Below are 18,638 nucleotides of genomic sequence, written 5' to 3' on the forward strand. Positions count from 1 at the left end.
ATTCCAAGGAAACCAGACGATGACCAAGACCCCGCAAGACGCGCGTCAGACGCTCTCCTTTGACAGTGACCGCGGATCAAATCGGTCCAGATGGGTTGCAGGCGGTTTGGCCGTGGCTATCATCGGCTGGATGGGGAGCGGTTATGTTTTCCCCACGGAAAACGCATCCCAGACCGCAAAAACGCCCGTGACCACCCGTGCGGTGTCGGTCGCTGTTCGCCAGTCGGTGGCGCAATCGGTCGAGCAGGTTTTTGTGGCCGAGGGGCAGGCGCTGCCCGACCGGGACACGGTTATCCGGGCAGAAACATCGGGGCAGATCGGTGAGCTGCTGGTCGAAATGGGGGCCGATCTGGAGGCAGGGCAGGTTATCGCACGGCTGAACATCGCCGCCCGCCAAGCCGATCTGGACCGGGCCATGCAGGAACGCGACCGCGCGCAGCGCGAATTTGACAATGCGACAGCACTGGTCGAACGTGGCATCGCTACGCTTGACCGCGTGGCGCAGGCAAGGGCAACGCTTGCGGCGGCACAGGCAGGCGTAACTGCGGCAGAGGAGGCCGTTGGAAACACAGAAATCCGCGCCCCTTTCGCGGGGCGGCTGGAATCGCTGGACATAAACGTGGGGGAATTTGTCTCACTCGGGGGCGACGTGGGCCGCATCGTCGACAATACGCCGCTGAATATTCGTATCCAGATTCCACAGCAATCGCTGCGTGACATCAAGGTCGGCCAGATGGCCGAGGTTGCCTTCATCACCGGCGAGACGTCAAAGGGCGAGGTGCGCTTTGTATCGACAAGTGCGGATGCCGAAACCCGTACCTTCATGGCACGGATTGAGGTGCCGAACGCGGGCGGCGCGATTCCCGCCGGCCTTAGCGCGCAATTGCGTATCCCGACAGGCGAGGTGACCGCGCATTTCGTTTCGCCCGCGATCCTGTCGCTGGATACCGACGGGACGTTGGGGATCAAGACGGTGACTGCAAAGAACGTGGTCGAGTTTCACAAGATCAGCATCGTGCGCGCCCAGACTGACGGTATCTGGGTGTCTGGCCTGCCGGATTCGGCACAGATCATCTCTATCGGTCAGGGTTTTGTCAATGATGGTGAGAGCGTCGATCCGCAACCGGAGCGGGGTGAAAACCTGCCCGCTGCGCAAGACCCTGTTCCGGGGGCACCAGCGACGAAGGCGCAAGCCGATGGCAACGGACAAATCATTGCGACCGTGCCCAAGACGGATGTTCCCGCCGACATGCCCCTTGGCGCGGATAAGGAGAAACTGCAATGAACGGGCTTATCGACGCTGCTTTCAGCCGCGCCCGTGTGGTCGTCATGGCGCTTTTGATGATCCTTGGCGTGGGGGCCTATGCCTATGTGGCGATTCCCAAGGAAAGCACGCCCGAAATCCCGATCCCGCTGTTTTACGTCTCAACCGGCCTTGATGGCATATCGCCGCAAGACTCCGAACGCCTGTTGATTGAACCGCTGGAAACAGAGCTGTCGTCGATCACCGGCCTCAAGCAGATGACCAGCAACGCGGGCGAAGGCTATGCCAGCGTGCAGCTTGAATTTGAACCGGGGTTTGATGCCGCCTCTGCGCTCGACAAGGTAAAAGAAGGCGTGGACCGCGCGCAATCCGACCTGCCCGCCGATGCATGGGACCCGGTCGTGACCGAGATCAACACTGCCCTGTTCCCGATCCTGACAGTCATCCTGTCGGGCCCGGTGCCCGAACGCACGCTGAACAGCCTGTCTGAACAACTGTCAGACCGTATCGAAGGCCTGCCGGGCGTGCTGGAGGTTGATATCGGCGGCGCGCGCACCGAACTGCTGGAGGTGTTGATCGACCCCACGGTGTTTGAAACCTACAACATCAGCTTTGAGGAGTTGATCGGCCAGATCAACCGCAACAACCGACTGATTGCAGCGGGCGCCATTGAAAACGGCGCGGGGCGGATCGTGCTGAAGGTGCCGGGGCTGATCGAGGGCATTGAGGATGTCATGGCCCTGCCGGTCAAGGTGCGCGGTGACACCGTCGTCACCTTTGCCGATGTCGCCACCATCCGCCGCACGTTTGAGGACCCGACCGGTTTCGCGCGCATTGATGGCCAGCCCGCCTTGGCGCTGGAAATCAAGAAACGGTCCGGCTCGAACATCATCGAGACTGTCGCCGCCGTGCGCGCCCTGATTGATGAGGCGCAGGCCGCATGGCCCCAAAGCGTGCAGATCGACTATATGCAGGATGAAAGCGAGCAGGTGCAGACCATGCTCAGCGATCTGGAGGCCAACGTGATTGCCGCCGTCATTCTGGTGATGATCGTCATCGTCTGGTCGCTTGGCATCCGTTCCGCGTTACTGGTTGGCTTGGCCATTCCGGGCGCGTTTTTGGCCGGCGTCACGATCTTGTTCATGATGGGCTATACGATGAACCTTGTCGTTTTGTTCTCGTTGATCCTTGTGGTGGGCATGCTGGTGGACGGGGCCATCGTCACCACGGAACTGGCCGACCGGCGCTTGCAGGAAGGGGACGAACCGAAAGCGGCCTATACCTATGCGGCAAAACGCATGTCCTGGCCCATCATCGCCTCAACCGCCACAACCCTGTCGGTGTTCTTCCCGCTGCTGTTCTGGTCTGGCACGGTGGGGGAGTTCATGAAGTTTCTGCCGATCACCGTTATCCTGACGCTGACCGCCTCTCTGTTCATGGCGCTGATCTTTATCCCGGTTGTGGGTGGCGTAATTGGCAAAAAGCCGCCGCAATCGGCCAAGGCCAAACAGGCGCTGCACGCCGCCGAAAATGGTGATCCGCGTGAATTAGGCGGCTTTACCGGCGGCTATGTGCGGGTTTTGCAATTCGCGATTCTGCGTCCTTGGGCGACGCTGATCATGGCGGTCAGCTTTTTGCTTGCGGGCTTTGGTGCCTATGGCCAGTTTGGCACCGGCATCAGCTTTTTCCCCTCGGTCGAGCCTGACTTTGCGCAGGTGCAGGTCCGCGCCCGCGATAATTTTTCGATTTATGAGAAAGACGCGCTGGTGCGCCGGGTGGAAGAACGCCTGTTTGCCTATGATGAAATCGCATCGGTCTATGCCCGTTCCGGCGGCAGCAATCAGGATGCCGCCGACCTGATCGGCACAATCCAGATTGAGCTGACAGAATGGAGTACCCGCCGCACCGCCGCCATGATCGGTGAAGATATCCGCGCCGATATGGCCAGGATTCCGGGCATCGACGTGCAGGTGCAGACGGCATCCAGCGGCCCTTCGGCGGGCAAACCGATCAGCCTGCGCGTTCAGGCCAGTGACCCTGACGAACAGGCCGCCGTGGTCACGCGTATCCGCGCGGCGATGGATGATATCGGCGGGTTTACCGACATCACCGACACGCGGCCCCTTCCGGGCGTTGAATGGCTTATCTCGGTCAACCGTTCTGAGGCGGCGCGCTTTGGGGCCGACATTTCCACCCTCGGGCAAGCGGTGCAACTGCTGACGCGCGGCATCACCGTGGCCGATTACCGCCCCGATGATGCGGATGGCTCGGTTGATATCAACGTCCGTTTTCCGTCGGATGAACGCACGTTGGAGGAGCTGCAATCGCTGCGCGTGCCCACCTCGGCAGGTCTGGTGCCAATCTCGAATTTCGTGACGTTTGAGCCGTCGCCCCGCAGCGGCACCATCACCCGCGTCGATCAGCGCCGGGTCATCACGATTGAGGCCAACGTCGCCCCCGGCGTGCTGGTCAACGATCAGGTCGTATCCCTGCAATCGGCCATCAACGGCATGGACCTGCCAAACGGGGTTGAGGCCGCCTTTGCCGGCGAAGCGCAGGATCAGACCGATGCGATGTTTTTCCTTGTCGGCGCATTCGCAACCGCCATCTTCCTGATGTTCGTCATCCTTGTGATCCAGTTCAACAACTTCTATCAGGCCTTTGTAGTGATGAGCGCCATCGTGTTTTCCATCGCCGGTGTTCTGTTCGGCCTGATCGTCACAGGGCGTCCCTTTGGCGTCGTGATGGGCGGCATCGGGGTGATCGCACTGGCCGGCATCGTGGTGAACAACAACATCGTGCTGATCGACACCTATAACGACCTGAAGAAAGCTGGCCTGTCACCACTGGAAGCCGCCCTGCGCACTGGCGCGCAGCGTCTGCGGCCCGTCGTCCTCACCTCGGTCACGACGGCGCTTGGCCTGATGCCGATGGTGATCGGTGTGAACCTTAATTTCTTCACCCGACAGATCGTCTATGGCGCGCCCTCAACGCAGTGGTGGACCGAACTCAGCTCTGCCATCGCCGGGGGGCTGGTGATTGCAACGGTGCTGACCCTGATCGTCACACCCGCCATGCTGATGCTGGGCGAGAAGAAGGCGCGGCGCGCCCAACCCACATTGCCGGGCGCGGCTAGGCCAATGGCTGTCGGCCCTTGAAAGATATGGCGCCGCCGCGCTGATTTTGGGCCGGGGGCCGCCTGCCAACTGGGTCTGGCTGTGCCTCTTTGTGCTGCTGTTTCACCGATCGGCTTTGGCGGATTTGTGTTGGATCAATCTCATGCGCGCGCGGCGGGTGATGCGACAATCACGTCAGGCCTGTATCCATGATTTTTTGCCGCAGGTTCAGGTTGGCCTGCAGCAGGGCGTTCTCGGCGCCCAAGCGGGCAAGCGTGGACGGGGTGGCGGTTTGGGTTTCGCGGTAAAACTGGTCAATCGCCGCATCATCTGCGGTCAAAAGCCACTCTTGCAGCGGGGGGTTATATTGATACGCGCCACGGGTCAGACGGAACTGCAATCTGTCGCGCCAGCTTTTGGGGTCTTGGGCGTGGAAATGCAGCAGGGCGATATCGGGCGTAAACTCACCGCCTGGCACGCGACTGCCTGCGCGAAAAGCCCCGTGAAGGCGCGGTTCAAAGCGCGACAGACCCGTGCGGAAAAAGCACTTTCCGGCAGAGTGGGACAGAACGCCATTGGACAGCAGCGGGGCGTAGGGGCCAAAGGCACGGCTGCGGGCGTCTGCATTGCGCTGGCCACTGAGGGCGGCGCGAAAGTGGCGGGCGGTAAAGATATCATCGGGCAGCGCGGGATCATGCAGCGCCTCCCACGGGGCCATGCGCAGCATGGATTGTTCGGGCGGCAGCTTGTCGAGGGCCGCGGCGATACTGGTCGTTGGCAAGATGTATTCATCAACGTCGATATGCGCGATCCATGGCAGCGCCCCGATCTGATAGATGCGGTGCATGTTGCGGCCTTGTCGATTCTGGTGCCGCGCGGGGCGTTTGCCGATGCTGTCCATCCAATAGGCATCTGTGCAGCGCTGAACGGTGATTTGGGGGTGGTTGATCAGGGCCGCTGCAGGGTCGTCGGGGGTATCAAAATGCAGCCAGATATGGGCGGCACCCAAGCTGAGGTGATGGGCAGCAAAGGCCCTTACCTGATCGGCTGGGGCCTTGACCGTGCTACAGATGCCCCATGCGGTTTGGGTCATAGCAGCCCCAGCAATTCAAGGGTGGGCCATGCGTCGGCAGGAAGGCCAAGGCGGCGCTGTTCCTGGCGCACGGCCTCGCGGGTGTTGGTGCCAAGTATGCCGTCGATGCCGCCAACGTCATACCCGCGCGTTTGCAGTTTTTGTTGCAGGGTCTTGGTATCCTCCAGCGAAAGCTGCGGGTCAGGGGTGCCGGGGGTAAAGACGGGTGCGCCGTTCAGCCTGTTGGCAAAATAGGCGGCGGTGGTGACATAGACAAAGCTTTGGTTCCAGTTGAACAGGGTCGAATAGTTGGGATAGGCAATGAAGGCGGGGCCCTTGTGGCCTTCGGGCAGCAGGATGGATGCGGGCAGATTGGCCAGCGTGCCTTGCCTGGGTTTGACGCCCATCGCGGCCCATTCCGGGCCGGTCAACTGGGTGCGCAGGCCGGTTTTTTCCCATGGCAGGGCTGGCGGCAGGGTGACCTCTTGCAGCCACGGCTCATCCTTGCGCCAGCCAAGATCGCGCAGCATGGCCGCGCCCGACAAGATTGCATCAGCGACCGAGGTTTTCAGGCTGACAGCCCCGTCGCCATCGCCATCAACACCGCGGTTCAGGATATCGGCAGGAAGCATCTGGACCATGCCAATCTCACCTGCCCAGGCGCCGGTGGTGGTGGCCGGGTCGAACATGCCCTTTTGCCAAAGCGTTACAGCCGCAAGAAGTTGGGGCTGGAACAGATCGGGCCGACGACAATCATGCGAAAGGGTGGCAAGCGCGTTGGCGGTGTTGAAATCGCCCTGAAAGGCCCCAAAATCGGTTTCAAACGCCCAAAAGGCCAAAAGAATACCGGGTGGAACGCCGTATTCGGCCTGTGCACGGGCAAAGAGGTCGGCGTGTTTTGCGGCATTGGCCTTGCCGCTGTCCAAGCGGTTCTGGCTGATCAGGCTGCGCGAAAAATCAGTGAAAGTTTTGCGAAAGATGCCTTGGGCGCGGTCGGCTTTCAACACTTTCGGGTCTTGGGTGATGCCGCGGAAAAAGCGGTCGGCCTCGGCAGCCGAAACGCCGTTTTGCTGGGCTTCGATCTTTATCGCGGCGATGAAATCGGCAAAATTGCCGCCGCAGGGGGCCGCAATGGCAGATGAGGCAGAAAGGCCTGCAATCAGGGCTAGGGCGGCAAATCGCATCACATCCTCCGGGCATATGTCAGCGGATACAGTATCAGGGTAAGGGCGGGTGACAACCAGTGCGCCCGCAAGATTTTCGCGCGGCCTTGGCGCAACTTTGGGTGTTTCAGCAAAACGCCTTGAAAAAAGCAAAACGCCTTGAAGAAAAAGACTGGGGCCTCGTTTTCAACGGCGCCGCCGCATGCCATCGCCGCAAAGCCAGCCTGATCTTGCCCTTGTGCGGGCCCTGAAATGCCCGCCTGAAACTGGTTGGCGGGCCTTGAATTTGGCAGCGCGGGCGACGTGGCTTTAATGCAGCACAGGAATTTATGTGGCACGCGATCAAAAGGGTATCTTGATTTTAAATGATTTTGGCGCAGACTGAAGGCCAACGGAGGGATGCATCATGCTGGAATTTTTACCGCAAGAGATCCGAGACGGGCTGGCCGCCGCGAAAAAACGCGATTACCTGCGAAAATCGCGGTTGCGTGTGCAGTCGGGCGGGGCTGTTTTTCCGATTCTGCGGATGTGGGAGGGTGGGTTAGCCCTGGACGCTGATGGCACGCCGCATCTGCGCGGCTTGATTGATGTCTATGACGGGGCCAACCAGATTTTTCAATGTCTGATTATAGCCTCGACGATTGAGGAAGGCGAGTTGATTTGTGAGTTCAAGCGCGCGACCCAAGTGACAGATAAGGCCGCACTGGATTTTTGGCGCGATGAAAACGCGCCAGTTGGATATTTGTCGAAACAGTAAGCCTTTTGCTATGGCGGGCGCGCAAGGTATTCAGAAAGTCATTACAGGCGATGTTTCGCCAGAAATTCTGGGGTCATTTGTTCCGATAGCGCTGCCATAGCCACAGCAGCAGCACCGCCCCCAAAACGGCGCCGACAAACATCGCCACATAGCCGGTGACCGCCACCAATACCCGCAAAATTACCCAGCCGATGACCGAACCAACGACCCCGATCGCGATGGTGGTTGGCACATCTGTTTGCACCTTCATAAGGCGGGTCGCCAGAAACCCTGCGGCAGCACCGATGATGACAATCAACAATATCATGGGCATGGATACGGCCTTTTGCGCTATGAGATGGGGCCGGGATGGCCCCACCCGTCAGGGGGCAGGGTGGTCTGGTTTCAGTCTTGCACAGGTCAATCTGCAAAACGGTTCGAGCAAACGGGGGCGGCGTTTGCGCGCCAGCCCTGTTGCCTTAATAGCAGTAATTGCCGCCATAGGTATAGGTCGAACAAATTTTCATGCGGCGCGAGCCTTCGGCCTCGATATCGTCGATCATGCCCAGCAGGGCATCATCGCCGGTTGCAGCGGTGCGGGCCGCAGTAAAGGCGGCGTCTTTGCCGGTTGTTTCGGCTGGCAGGGTGCCCATGTCACCGCCCAGATCGTCGCGCAGCTTGATACCGGCAAGGATCAGCACCGCATCATTGCGCGCGGTGCCTGCGGCGATCAGCCTCTCGCTCATCACGATCTGGTCCATTACGGCGGCGGTTGGGCCTGCGTCCTGGGCCAGTGTCGGGGCGGAAATTGCGGCAAGCAAAGCGGCAGAGAGCAAAAGAGATTTCATGGATTTTCCTTTGATTTTGTTGCGATAGCCCAATCCTATGGCGCGTCCATGACAGGGTCAATTGGTTCAGGTTCGGGTGACAGGATTTGTCATCACGGCGCGGTTGGCCCCGAAACTTCTGCTTGCGCCGCGTTGAGTGACAGCGCAACGAAAAGGAATGAATCCATTGCGCCTGGCCCATGTGGAAGGCAGTGCAGGCCACCGCGCCACAGTCATTTGTGCTGCAAGCCCGGTGTCAGGCCAGCGTGGCAGGCAGCGTAAAGCCGCGTAAGATCTCGGCGGTTTCGGTCGGGCGCTTGCCGGTTCGTTGGGCTTGCAAGATTTCAACGGCCCCTGTGCCGCAGGCTATGGTAAAGCCGGTCAGCACCTGGCCCGGCGCGCCAGAGCCCGCAGCCAGCCGCGACCGCAGCAGTTTTACCCGCTCGCCGTTCACGTCGCACCAGGCACCCGGAAAGGCCGAGAGGCCACGGATCTGGCGGTCTACGGTTGCAGCAGGCTGCGTCCAATCGACCCTGGCCTCGGCCTTGTCGATTTTGGCGGCATAGGTTACCCCCTCGCTCGGCTGGGGTTCGGGGGTCAGGCTGGCGTGTTGATCCAATGCCTGCACAATCAGCGCGGCGCCGATGGCAGACAGGCGGTCGTGCAGATCCAGCGTGGTTTCCGTATCGCCAATGGCAGTTTCACGGCGCAGCAAAACCGGGCCGGTATCCAGACCCGCGTCCATTTGCATGATGCAGACCCCGGTTGTCGGATCGCCCGCCATGATGGCCCGGTGGATAGGCGCAGCACCGCGCCAGCGCGGCAACAGCGAGGCGTGGATATTCAGGCAGCCGAGCTTGGGCGCAGACAGGATGTTTTGCGGCAAGATCAACCCGTAAGCGACAACAACGGCAATATCGGCGTTCAGATCGGCAAAGGCCTGTGCGGCAGCGTCAGAGCGCAGGGAAATCGGTGTGCGGACGGGCAGGCCAAGCGTCTCGGCGCGGGTCTGCACCGCCGAAGGCCGGTCTTTTTTGCCACGTCCGGCAGGGCGTGGGGGTTGGGAATAGACAGCGGCTATTTCATGCTGCGCGGCCAGCGCGTCGAGGATGGGAACGGAGAAATCGGGGGTTCCCATGAAGATCACGCGCATTGGCTTTTCCTTTTGGGGTTGTTTTCATGGCTGATCAGGGGGGGGCTTATGATAGTTTTCGGGCCTTTTTCAGCAGCATATCGCGTTTCATTCTGCTTAGGCGGTCAAAATACATTTTGCCGTTCAGATGGTCGATTTGATGCTGTGCACTGGTCGCCCAGAGGTTCACGAAATCGCGGTCTTCCATTTCGCCCGCCGCATTCAGATAGCGCACCGTTACCGCGCGCGGACGGGTGATTTTGGCGAAGACACCGGGCAGGTTCGGGCTGGCTTCATCATGGTCGCGCGGTTGTGCCGAGGCGTGAAGAATTTCGGGGTTGGCCATCAGCACGGCTTTGCCCCTCTCGGCTGAACAGTCAACCACAGCCAGCCGCAGCATCACGCCGATTTGCGGGGCGGCCAGGCCATAGCCCGGCATTGCCTCCATCGTGTCGACCATATCGGCCCAGATAGCGCGGATTTCATCGGTGATTTCGGCCACTGGGGCGGCGGCGGTTTGCAGCCGTTTATCGGGCCACGGGATGCAGCGGCGGGCGGTCATGCTGGCCCCTCCGAGACGGGGTTTGGCAGATTGGGATAGTCAATACACAGGATGCCGTCGAGGTGGTCGCGTTCGTGCTGGGCACAAACGGCGGCGAAGCCGTCAAAGAAACCCTCACAGTCGCGGCCAGCCAGGTCTTGCCACGCCATCCGCACAAGGGCTGGGCGCGAAATACGGACGGGCTGATCGGGGATGGACAGGCAGGCCTCATCGTTTGCCGCCAGCCCTGCCGCATCCTTGATAACGGGGTTGATGCAGACCAAGGGGCTTGGCCGCCCCTCTTTCCAGCCCACATCCATCACGAAAATGCGCTGCATCACGCCGATTTGCGGGCCTGCAAGGCCACGCCCCGCTGCGCTGTACATGGTTTCCAGCATCTCATCGCTCAGGTGCTTCAGGGCGGCATCAAACCGGGTGACTGGCGCACAGGTTTGGCGCAGGCGGTCATCGGGAAGCTGCAAGATTGAACGCAGGGCCATCAGGCGTTCCGCGCCAATTCGCGTTTCAGCTTTTCCATTTTGCGGGTGATCATCTGGCGTTTCAGCGGCCCGAGATAATCAATGAACAGCTTGCCGTTCAGGTGGTCAATCTCATGCTGGACGCAGGTGGCCCAGAGCCCTTCAAACTCTTCTTCCTGGCGGATACCGTCAAGGCCCAGCCATTCGACGCGGACCTTGGCGGGGCGGGTCACTTCGGCATATTGGTCGGGGATCGACAGGCAGCCTTCGTCGTAAACCGATGTCTCCTCAGAGCTCCAGGTGATGGCGGGGTTTATCAGCACCATCGGGCGCGGCGCTTTTGCCGGGTCTTTCACGCAATCCATCACCAAAAGCCGGGTCATCGCACCGACCTGAGGCGCGGCAAGGCCGATCCCGGGGGCGTCATACATGGTGGCCAGCATGTCCTCGGCCAACTGGCCAATCTCGGGTGAAACCGCGTCCACAGGGGCGCAGATTTTCTTGAGTCGCGGGTCGGGGTGGATCAGGATGTTTCTTATCATGGGCGATGATGTAAGGGATGCGGCGCTTTGGTGCAATGCTGTGTGTTATGGTTGTTGCGGCGTGTTTTGAGGCGGTGACGCAAAAGGATACGGTTTTTCGGCAAAAACCTTTACCCTGCCGATTGTACCCCAAACATTCCAGCACTGGAACGGTATAAATCGGGGCGTTAGGGTGGGGAAACAATGCAGGGAACAGCAATGACTTTTGATGAAGAGATCAACCGCGTCGGCACACATTCGGTGAAATGGGATGAGATGGAAAAGCTGTATGGCGTGTCCCCAAAGGATGGCATTGCCATGTGGGTGGCAGATATGGATTTTCGCCCCCCTGCCTGTGTGCAAAAGGCGTTGGAAGAGGTGATCGCGCATGGGATTTACGGCTATTTTGGCGATGATGGCGACTATCTGGCGGCTATTCAGTGGTGGATGAAAAACCGCCATGGCTGGGATGTTGAAGCGGCATCAATCTTTACCACGCATGGTTTGGTGAACGGCACCGGGCTGTGCGTGCAGGCGTTTTCTGCGCCCGGCGATGGGGTGGTGTTGATGACCCCGGTCTATCATGCCTTTGCGCGGGTGATCAAAGCCGCGGGGCGCAGCGTGGTGGAATGCCAGATGCCTGTGGTGGCCGGTCGCCATGTGATGGATTTTGACGCCTGGGATGCCCAGATGACCGGGGCTGAACGAATGCTTATCCTGTGTTCGCCGCATAACCCCGGCGGCCAGGTTTGGAGCGTGGAAGAACTGCGCGGCGTGGCTGCATTTGCCAAGCGACATGACTTGATTGTGGTGTCGGATGAAATTCACCATGATCTGGTGTTCCCGGGCGCCAAGCATACGGTGATGCCGCTGGCCGCGCCCGAGATTGCGGATCGTCTGGTGATGATGACGGCGACGACCAAGACCTTCAACATTGCAGGCAGCCATATCGGCAATGTGATCATTCCCGATCCCGTGCTGCGGGCAAAGTTTGCGGCGGTGGTGAATGGGTTGGGAATATCGCCCAATTCGTTTGGTTTGTTCATGGCGACAGCGGCCTACAGCCCCGAAGGCGCGGAATGGCTGGATGCGCTGATGCTTTATCTGGACGAGAACAGGCGGGTATTCGATGAGGGTGTGAATGCGATTCCCGGTTTGAAGTCGATGCCTTTGGAGGCAACCTATCTGGCCTGGGTGGATTTTTCCGGCACAGGGATGCGCCGCGAGGAATTTACCGACCGGGTGCAAGGCGCGGCCAAAATAGCGGCCAATACCGGGCCGAGCTTTGGCAAAGGCGGCGAGGATTGCTTGCGGTTCAACATCGCCACCCCGCGCGCGCGGATCGTAGAGGCCGTTGCGCGTTTGAAGGCGGCGTTTTCTGATTTGCAATGATTAGGAATGGCGGGCGGCAAGCCAAGGGCAAGGCGCGGCGGGTATTTTTGCCAAGATGAAATCGCAGCGTCAGGGCGGGGCTTCGGATTGTAAAGGTCTGCTTTTATGGCCCCGGCCCGATGCCCGTGTCTTGTCGCCCGAATTTGCGCGCGGCTATCCGGGTCTGATACAATGTGGACGCCCCGTTATGCATGGGCTATCAAACGGCAAAGTTTTGCCAAATCCGCAAGATATGCAGGAGAACACTATGTCAGGCCACGGCGCTGCGCAAATGATGACCGCTACAAGATCCAGCCCTTTGACCGGGCTGGCAGAGGTGCCGGGCGATAAATCCATCAGTCACCGGGCGCTGATTTTTGGGGCGATGGCGGTGGGGGAAACCACGATTACCGGGCTGCTGGAAGGCCAGGACGTGCTGGATACAGCGGCTGCAATGCGTGCTTTCGGGGCCGAGGTTGCGCGACATGGGGCAGGCATGTGGTCGGTGCATGGCGTGGGCGTGGGTGGGTTTCGCGAACCGGAAAACGTGATCGACTTTGGCAATTCGGGAACGGGTGTGCGGCTGATCATGGGCTGCATGGCGACCACCGCGATGACGGCGACCTTTACCGGGGATGCCAGCTTGCGCAAACGACCGATGGGGCGGGTGACGGACCCGCTGTCACTGTTCGGAACCCAGGCTTACGGGCGCAAAGGCGGGCGCTTGCCGATGACCGTGGTGGGCGCGGCCAACCCGGTGCCAGTGCGTTATGCGTTGCCTGTTGCCTCGGCGCAGGTGAAATCGGCGGTGTTGCTGGCGGGGCTGAATGCGCCGGGCCAGACGGTTGTGATCGAGCGCGAGGCCACGCGCGACCATTCCGAACGCATGCTGTTGGGCTTTGGCGCCGAGTTGGTCGTGGAAAAGACGGCCGAGGGCAATGTGATTACCCTGACGGGCCGCCCCGAGTTGCGGCCCCAGACCGTGGCGGTGCCGCGTGACCCAAGTTCGGCGGCGTTTCCGGTCTGTGCGGCGTTGATCGTCGAGGGGTCGGATATTTTTGTTCCCGGTGTCAGCCAGAACCTGACGCGCAACGGGATCTATATTACCCTGGTCGAAATGGGCGCGGATATTACCTTTGAAAATCCGCGTGAGGAAGGGGGCGAGCCGGTTGCAGATCTGCGGGTTCGCTTCTCGGATTTGCAGGGGGTTGAGGTGCCGCCAGAGCGCGCGCCGTCAATGATTGATGAATACCCCATCCTGTCGGTGGTTGCGGCGAATGCAACCGGCAAAACCGTCATGCGCGGCGTCAAGGAATTGCGGGTCAAGGAATTGGACCGGATTGATGCGATGGCAAGGGGGCTGGAGGCTTGCGGGGTGCGGATTGAGGAAGACGAGGATACGCTGATCGTGCATGGAATGGGGCCGGGGGCTGTGCCCGGTGGCGCGACCTGCGCGACCCATCTTGATCACCGCATTGCAATGTCTTTCCTGGTCGCGGGGATGGCAAGCCAAAAACCGATCACGGTTGATGATGCCTCGCCCATCCTTACGTCTTTTCCGCTGTTCGAGGGGTTGATGACGGGGTTGGGTGCCACGCTGACAAAGGGCTGAACCATGCAAGATCAAGGAAAAGCGCGTTTCGCCAAGATGCTGCATCACCGCGCGGAAAAGCTGAAAAAAGGTGAGCCAGTGGCCCCGCCGCTGATCTCGGCCACGACCTATCACCTGCCCGAGGTTGAGGGGGCCAGCCATGTTTATGGCCGTATGGCGATGCCAACCTGGGAGGCGGTCGAGGCGCAGCTGGGGATTTTGGAGGATGCGCCCTGTGTGGCGTTCCCATCAGGAATGGCGGCGATTTCGGCGGCCTTGATGGCGGTTTTGACCGACCGGAAACGGCTGATCATTCCGTCGGATGGGTATTATGTGACGCGGGTGTTTTCGGCCGAGATTCTTGCGGCCTATGGCGTGGAGGTGATCGAGGTTCCCACTGCCGAAATCGCGACGGCAGATGTTTCGGGCGGGGCGGTGGTGTTTATTGAAACCCCGTCGAATCCCGGTTTGGAATGTTGTGATATTGCCTTGATCGCGCAGCGGGTGCGCACGGCGGGCGGGCTGCTGATTGTGGACAATACCACGATGACGCCGCTGTTGCAGCGGCCCCTTGATTTAGGGGCTGACATGGTGGTCGCAGCCGATACCAAAGCGCCGGGCGGGCATTCGGATATCTTGTTTGGCCATGTTGCGACGCGGGATGTCGAATTGGCGGCACGGGTGCGCAATTGGCGCAAACTGTCGGGGGCGGTGCCGGGGGCATTTGAGGCGTGGCTTTTGCATCGCGGGCTTGAAACGCTGGAAGTGCGGTTGGAGCGGATGTGTGCCAGTGCGCAGGTGATCGCAGAGCGGTTGGCGGCGCATCCGGGCGTGACCAACCTGCGGTTTCCGGGCCTGGCAAGTGATCCGTCGCATGAGATTGCCAGCCGCCAGATGTCGGGTTACGGGTTTCTGATCGGGTTTGAATTGCCAAGCGGCGCTGCGGCAGAGGCGTTTTTGGCCGCTTGCCCTTTCATCACGCAGACCACCAGCTTTGGCGGTACGCATACCGCAGGTGAGAGGCGGGCGCGTTGGGGCGACCCGGTTTCCGAGGGGTTCATTCGGCTTTCAATCGGGGTGGAGCCGGTAGAACCGTTGTGGAACGCGATTGCGGAGGCGCTGGGCAATCCGGGCTGATTTCGGTTGCGCCGCGCAAACGGGGGCCGTTTCCACCTGCTGTAGGCGGGTCTGTGGCGCAGGTAGTTTTGCCAGGATGAAATCCGGTGATTTTGATCTGCAGGGCGCGCGCCGGTTGAAACAGGTTCACGGCTTGAGGTAGGAGGGGACGGCGCCCGATGCGGTCGTCAAGTCTGAAAGTGCAAAAAGGGCCAGGGATGATCTTTACGGTTGCGATTGATGGCCCTGCCGCCGCGGGGAAGGGTACGATTAGCCGGGGGGTGGCGGCGCGGTTCGGGTTTGCGCATCTGGATACCGGGCTGCTGTATCGCGCTGTCGGGGTGAAGGGGGGCGACCCTATTCTTGCCGCAAAAAGCCTGACTTCCGAGGATCTGGCGCGGGCCGACCTGCGCAGTCTTCATGCAGGGCAGGCGGCCAGCAAGGTTGCCGCCATGCCAGAGGTGCGCGCCGCATTGAAAGACTTTCAGCGCCTTTTTGCGCGGCGTGAGGGCGGTGCGGTGCTGGACGGCCGCGATATTGGCACCGTCATTTGCCCGCAAGCCGAGGTGAAGCTGTTTGTTACCGCCAGTGCCGAAATCCGCGCCCGGCGGCGTTGGTTGGAATTGGGGGGCGAGGGGGCGGGGGCGATCTATGCGGATGTGCTGGCGCAGGTGCGCGAACGCGACGACCGCGATATGAACCGCGCCGATGCCCCGCTGCGCCCGGCGGCGGATGCCGTCTTGCTGGATACGTCGGCGCTGTCAAGCGATGCAGCGGTGGCGCAAGCGGTGGCATTGGTGGCCGCGCGGCTTGGCCGGGCGGATTTGTGAACGGATCGCTGGCTTCTTGCCTCGTCTCGGGACCGGCAGAGGATTGATAGGAAAGCGCCCCTACAGGCTTGGCCCTTGGTATAACGCGTGCAACCCGTGCCGCAGCGTTACCATTTGGCGCTGTTGATAGCCGCAGGCTGCGTTGGATGGGCACCGCAGTTGAGTTGTGCGATTTTTGCACAGAGGCTTTGCGCTCCTGCGCCTTTGCCTTGTGCAGCCATGCGCCTATTTGGGCTGGGCAAGCAAGGATAACAGGCCAAGACTTTGGCGGAATCAGGAATATGATATGTTGAATGATCGTTTGAACTGGCGCTATGCCACCAAGAAAATGGACCCTTCGAAAAAGGTATCGCAAGATAAACTGGACCGGATACTGGAAGCGATTCGACTTGCGCCGACCTCAAGCGGGTTGCAGCCGTTTGAGGTGATTGTGGTGAAAAATCCCGAGATCCGTGAAAAACTGCGCGAGGCGGGGAATGGCCAGGGCCAGATTACCGACAGCTCGGCGGTTTTGGTGTTTGCGGCATGGGATACCTACACAGACGCGCGGATTGACAGCGTTCTGGCGATGACCGAGGACCAGCGCGGCATGAAATCAGACACGCTGACCGGGTATTTTGACCGGCTGAAGGGCATCTATGTGCCGCGGGACGCGCGCACGAATTTTGAACACGCGGCGCGGCAGGCCTATATCGGGCTTGGGCTTGCGGTTACGGCTGCCGCCTTTGAAGAGGTGGACGCGACACCGATGGAAGGGTTTGACCCCGACAGGTTTGACGCGATTTTGGGGCTGCGCGCGCGTGGATTGAAGACTGTGGCGATCTTGCCGCTGGGCTACCGGGCGCCTGAGGGCGACTGGCTGGCAGGGGCCAGAAAAGTACGTCGCCCGATGGATCAGTTTGTGACCGTGGTCGAGTAAAACTGTGGCGCGCCGATCCGGGTAGCGGATGCCTGCCCGGATCTGCGTACTGCCCTTGCCAGCAAGGCCCAAACGCCTTATGAAACGCCCAACCTGAGGGGGATTCTGTTGCGCGCCATATTTCGGCGCGTTTTTGGATTTTCGCAAAGGCCCCACCCAAAGACCGGCGGAGACAACCGCAAGGCCCGTGAAAAAAAGACGAAAAGGAAACTGATTTTAATGGCTACTATGAACACTATGGAAGAATTCGAAGCGCTTTTGGCAGAAAGCCTCGAAATTGACACCCCTCAGGAAGGGTCTGTTGTCAAAGGCAAGGTTATCGCGATCGAAGCGGGCCAGGCCATCATCGACGTCGGCTATAAAATGGAAGGCCGCGTTGATCTGAAAGAATTTGCTGACATTGGCGGCACCGCTGAAATTCAGGTCGGCGACGAAGTTGAAGTGTTCCTTGACCGCGTTGAAAACTCGCGCGGCGAAGCACAGATTTCGCGCGACAAGGCCAAGCGCGAAGAAGCCTGGGACCGTCTTGAGCGTGCCTATGCCGATGAAACCCGTGTTGATGGTGCCATCTTTGGGCGCGTCAAGGGCGGCTTTACGGTTGATCTGGGCGGCGCTGTTGCGTTCCTTCCGGGCAGCCAGGTTGACGTGCGCCCGGTGCGTGATGCCGGCCCGTTGATGGGCATGAAGCAGCCGTTCCAGATTTTGAAAATGGACCGTCGCCGTGGCAACATCGTTGTGTCGCGCCGCGCCATTTTGGAAGAATCGCGCGCCGAACAGCGTGCCGAAGTTATCGGCAACCTGACCGAAGGCCAGACCGTTGACGGCGTGGTCAAGAACATCACCGAATATGGTGCGTTCGTTGACTTGGGCGGCGTTGACGGCTTGCTGCACGTCACCGACATGGCATGGCGCCGTGTGAACCACCCGTCCGAGATTTTGGCGATTGGCGAAACCGTCAAGGTTCAGGTCATCAAGATCAACAAAGAAACGCACCGCATCAGCCTTGGCATGAAGCAGTTGCAGTCTGACCCGTGGGATGCGGTTGAAGTGCAATATGCGCTTGGCACCGTGCACAAGGGCCGCGTTACCAACATCACCGATTACGGCGCATTTGTCGAATTGGAAGCTGGTGTCGAAGGTCTGGTTCATGTGTCCGAGATGTCCTGGACCAAGAAGAACGTGCACCCCGGCAAGATCGTTTCTACTTCGCAAGAAGTGGACGTCATGGTTCTGGAAATCGACAGCGCCAAGCGCCGCGTTTCCCTTGGCCTCAAGCAGACCCAGCGTAACCCATGGGAAGTGTTTGCAGAAACCCACCCTGTTGGTACGAATATCGAAGGCGAAGTCAAGAACATCACCGAATTCGGTCTGTTCGTTGGCCTTGATAACGACATCGACGGCATGGTTCACCTGTCCGACCTGTCCTGGGACCAGCGCGGCGAAGATGCGATTGCCAACTACCGCAAGGGCGACACGGTTCAGGCCGCTGTTACCGAAGTGGACGTTGAAAAAGAGCGTATCAGCCTGTCGGTCAAAGCGCTTGGTGAAGACACCTTCACCGATGCGGTTGATGGCGTGAAGCGCGGCTCTATCATCACGGTTGAAGTGACCGCGATTGAAGAAGGCGGCGTTGAGGTTGATTACAACGGTATGAAATCTTTCATCCGTCGTTCCGACCTGTCGCGTGACCGTGCCGACCAGCGCCCCGAGCGTTTCGGCGTAGGTGACAAGATCGACGTGCGCGTGACCAATATCGATTCCAAGACCCGCCGCATGGGTCTGTCGATCAAGGCGCGTGAGATCGCAGAAGAGAAAGAAGCCGTCGAGCAATACGGATCATCCGATTCGGGCGCGTCCTTGGGGGATATCCTTGGCGCGGCGCTGAAGGGCGACAAAAACTGATCTGACCTTGGTCAGGCTGCTAAAACACGCTTTCAGGGCCCCACCGCAAGGTGGGGCC

At 60.1% G+C, this 18,638-nt stretch carries 17 protein-coding genes; 9 read left to right on the top strand and 8 right to left on the bottom strand.

Annotated features, from left to right (window positions below; genetic code table 11):
- Window positions 1–19 precede the first annotated feature (19 nt).
- Window positions 20–1,285 (top strand): efflux RND transporter periplasmic adaptor subunit, encoded by a 1,266-nt coding sequence (locus tag VDP61_RS13785; RefSeq protein WP_323007432.1) that lies wholly within the window; start codon window positions 20–22, stop codon window positions 1,283–1,285.
- On the top strand, window positions 1,282–4,422 hold the full coding sequence (locus VDP61_RS13790) for an efflux RND transporter permease subunit (protein ID WP_323007433.1): 3,141 nt from the start codon (window positions 1,282–1,284) through the stop codon (window positions 4,420–4,422). Before VDP61_RS13785 ends, VDP61_RS13790 begins: the two co-directional genes overlap by 4 nt.
- Before the next feature lie 148 nt (window positions 4,423–4,570).
- Here the strand turns inward: VDP61_RS13790 and VDP61_RS13795 are convergent, their stop codons facing one another.
- Window positions 4,571–5,473: a glycosyltransferase family 2 protein gene (locus VDP61_RS13795; RefSeq protein WP_323007434.1), complete on the bottom strand. Its 903-nt coding sequence runs from the start codon at window positions 5,471–5,473 to the stop codon at window positions 4,571–4,573.
- Window positions 5,470–6,636 (bottom strand): lytic murein transglycosylase, encoded by a 1,167-nt coding sequence (locus VDP61_RS13800; protein ID WP_323007435.1) that lies wholly within the window; start codon window positions 6,634–6,636, stop codon window positions 5,470–5,472. Before VDP61_RS13800 ends, VDP61_RS13795 begins: the two co-directional genes overlap by 4 nt.
- A gap of 385 nt (window positions 6,637–7,021) precedes the next feature.
- Here VDP61_RS13800 and VDP61_RS13805 point away from each other — a divergent pair, with 385 nt between their 5' ends.
- Entirely contained in the window at window positions 7,022–7,372 is a 351-nt protein-coding gene (locus VDP61_RS13805) for a hypothetical protein (RefSeq protein WP_323007436.1), read from the top strand.
- Window positions 7,373–7,445: 73 nt separating this feature from the next.
- Here the strand turns inward: VDP61_RS13805 and VDP61_RS13810 are convergent, their stop codons facing one another.
- The 6 genes from VDP61_RS13810 to def (VDP61_RS13835) all read right to left on the bottom strand — a co-directional run bounded on the left by VDP61_RS13810 (window position 7,446) and on the right by def (VDP61_RS13835) (window position 10,872).
- Window positions 7,446–7,685 (bottom strand): GlsB/YeaQ/YmgE family stress response membrane protein, encoded by a 240-nt coding sequence (locus VDP61_RS13810; protein WP_323007437.1) that lies wholly within the window; start codon window positions 7,683–7,685, stop codon window positions 7,446–7,448.
- A 145-nt stretch (window positions 7,686–7,830) separates the two neighbouring features.
- The gene (locus VDP61_RS13815; RefSeq protein WP_323007438.1) at window positions 7,831–8,199 is read right to left on the bottom strand and encodes a hypothetical protein; all 369 of its coding nucleotides are present in this window, start codon (window positions 8,197–8,199) and stop codon (window positions 7,831–7,833) included.
- Between the two features lie 235 nt (window positions 8,200–8,434).
- Window positions 8,435–9,331, bottom strand: a complete 897-nt coding sequence (fmt, locus tag VDP61_RS13820) for a methionyl-tRNA formyltransferase (RefSeq protein WP_323007439.1) — start codon at window positions 9,329–9,331, stop codon at window positions 8,435–8,437.
- Between the two features lie 46 nt (window positions 9,332–9,377).
- A complete protein-coding gene (gene def, locus VDP61_RS13825) occupies window positions 9,378–9,872 on the bottom strand; it encodes a peptide deformylase (protein WP_323007440.1) in 495 nt (164 codons plus the stop codon).
- A complete protein-coding gene (gene def / locus VDP61_RS13830) occupies window positions 9,869–10,351 on the bottom strand; it encodes a peptide deformylase (protein WP_323007441.1) in 483 nt (160 codons plus the stop codon). The genes def (VDP61_RS13825) and def (VDP61_RS13830) overlap by 4 nt, the downstream gene beginning before the upstream one ends.
- Window positions 10,351–10,872 (bottom strand): peptide deformylase, encoded by a 522-nt coding sequence (gene def / locus VDP61_RS13835; protein ID WP_323007442.1) that lies wholly within the window; start codon window positions 10,870–10,872, stop codon window positions 10,351–10,353. The genes def (VDP61_RS13830) and def (VDP61_RS13835) overlap by 1 nt, the downstream gene beginning before the upstream one ends.
- A 198-nt stretch (window positions 10,873–11,070) precedes the next feature.
- Between def (VDP61_RS13835) and VDP61_RS13840 the strand changes: the two genes are divergently transcribed.
- The 6 genes from VDP61_RS13840 to rpsA all read left to right on the top strand — a co-directional run bounded on the left by VDP61_RS13840 (window position 11,071) and on the right by rpsA (window position 18,580).
- On the top strand, window positions 11,071–12,243 hold the full coding sequence (locus VDP61_RS13840) for a MalY/PatB family protein (RefSeq protein ID WP_323007443.1): 1,173 nt from the start codon (window positions 11,071–11,073) through the stop codon (window positions 12,241–12,243).
- Window positions 12,244–12,490: 247 nt separating this feature from the next.
- Entirely contained in the window at window positions 12,491–13,834 is a 1,344-nt protein-coding gene (gene aroA, locus VDP61_RS13845; RefSeq protein ID WP_323007444.1) for a 3-phosphoshikimate 1-carboxyvinyltransferase, read from the top strand.
- Between the two features lie 3 nt (window positions 13,835–13,837).
- Window positions 13,838–14,950: a cystathionine gamma-lyase gene (locus tag VDP61_RS13850; RefSeq protein WP_323007445.1), complete on the top strand. Its 1,113-nt coding sequence runs from the start codon at window positions 13,838–13,840 to the stop codon at window positions 14,948–14,950.
- A 197-nt stretch (window positions 14,951–15,147) separates the two neighbouring features.
- Complete coding sequence (locus tag VDP61_RS13855; RefSeq protein WP_323007446.1) at window positions 15,148–15,759, top strand: d(CMP) kinase; 612 nt, start codon at window positions 15,148–15,150, stop codon at window positions 15,757–15,759.
- 286 nt (window positions 15,760–16,045) lie between these two features.
- Window positions 16,046–16,678 (top strand): NAD(P)H-dependent oxidoreductase, encoded by a 633-nt coding sequence (locus tag VDP61_RS13860; RefSeq protein ID WP_323007447.1) that lies wholly within the window; start codon window positions 16,046–16,048, stop codon window positions 16,676–16,678.
- 219 nt (window positions 16,679–16,897) lie between these two features.
- Window positions 16,898–18,580 (top strand): 30S ribosomal protein S1, encoded by a 1,683-nt coding sequence (gene rpsA, locus VDP61_RS13865; protein ID WP_323007448.1) that lies wholly within the window; start codon window positions 16,898–16,900, stop codon window positions 18,578–18,580.
- Window positions 18,581–18,638 lie beyond the last annotated feature (58 nt).

This window comes from Pseudorhodobacter sp., from assembly GCF_034675685.1.
Taxonomy (GTDB): domain Bacteria; phylum Pseudomonadota; class Alphaproteobacteria; order Rhodobacterales; family Rhodobacteraceae; genus Pseudorhodobacter.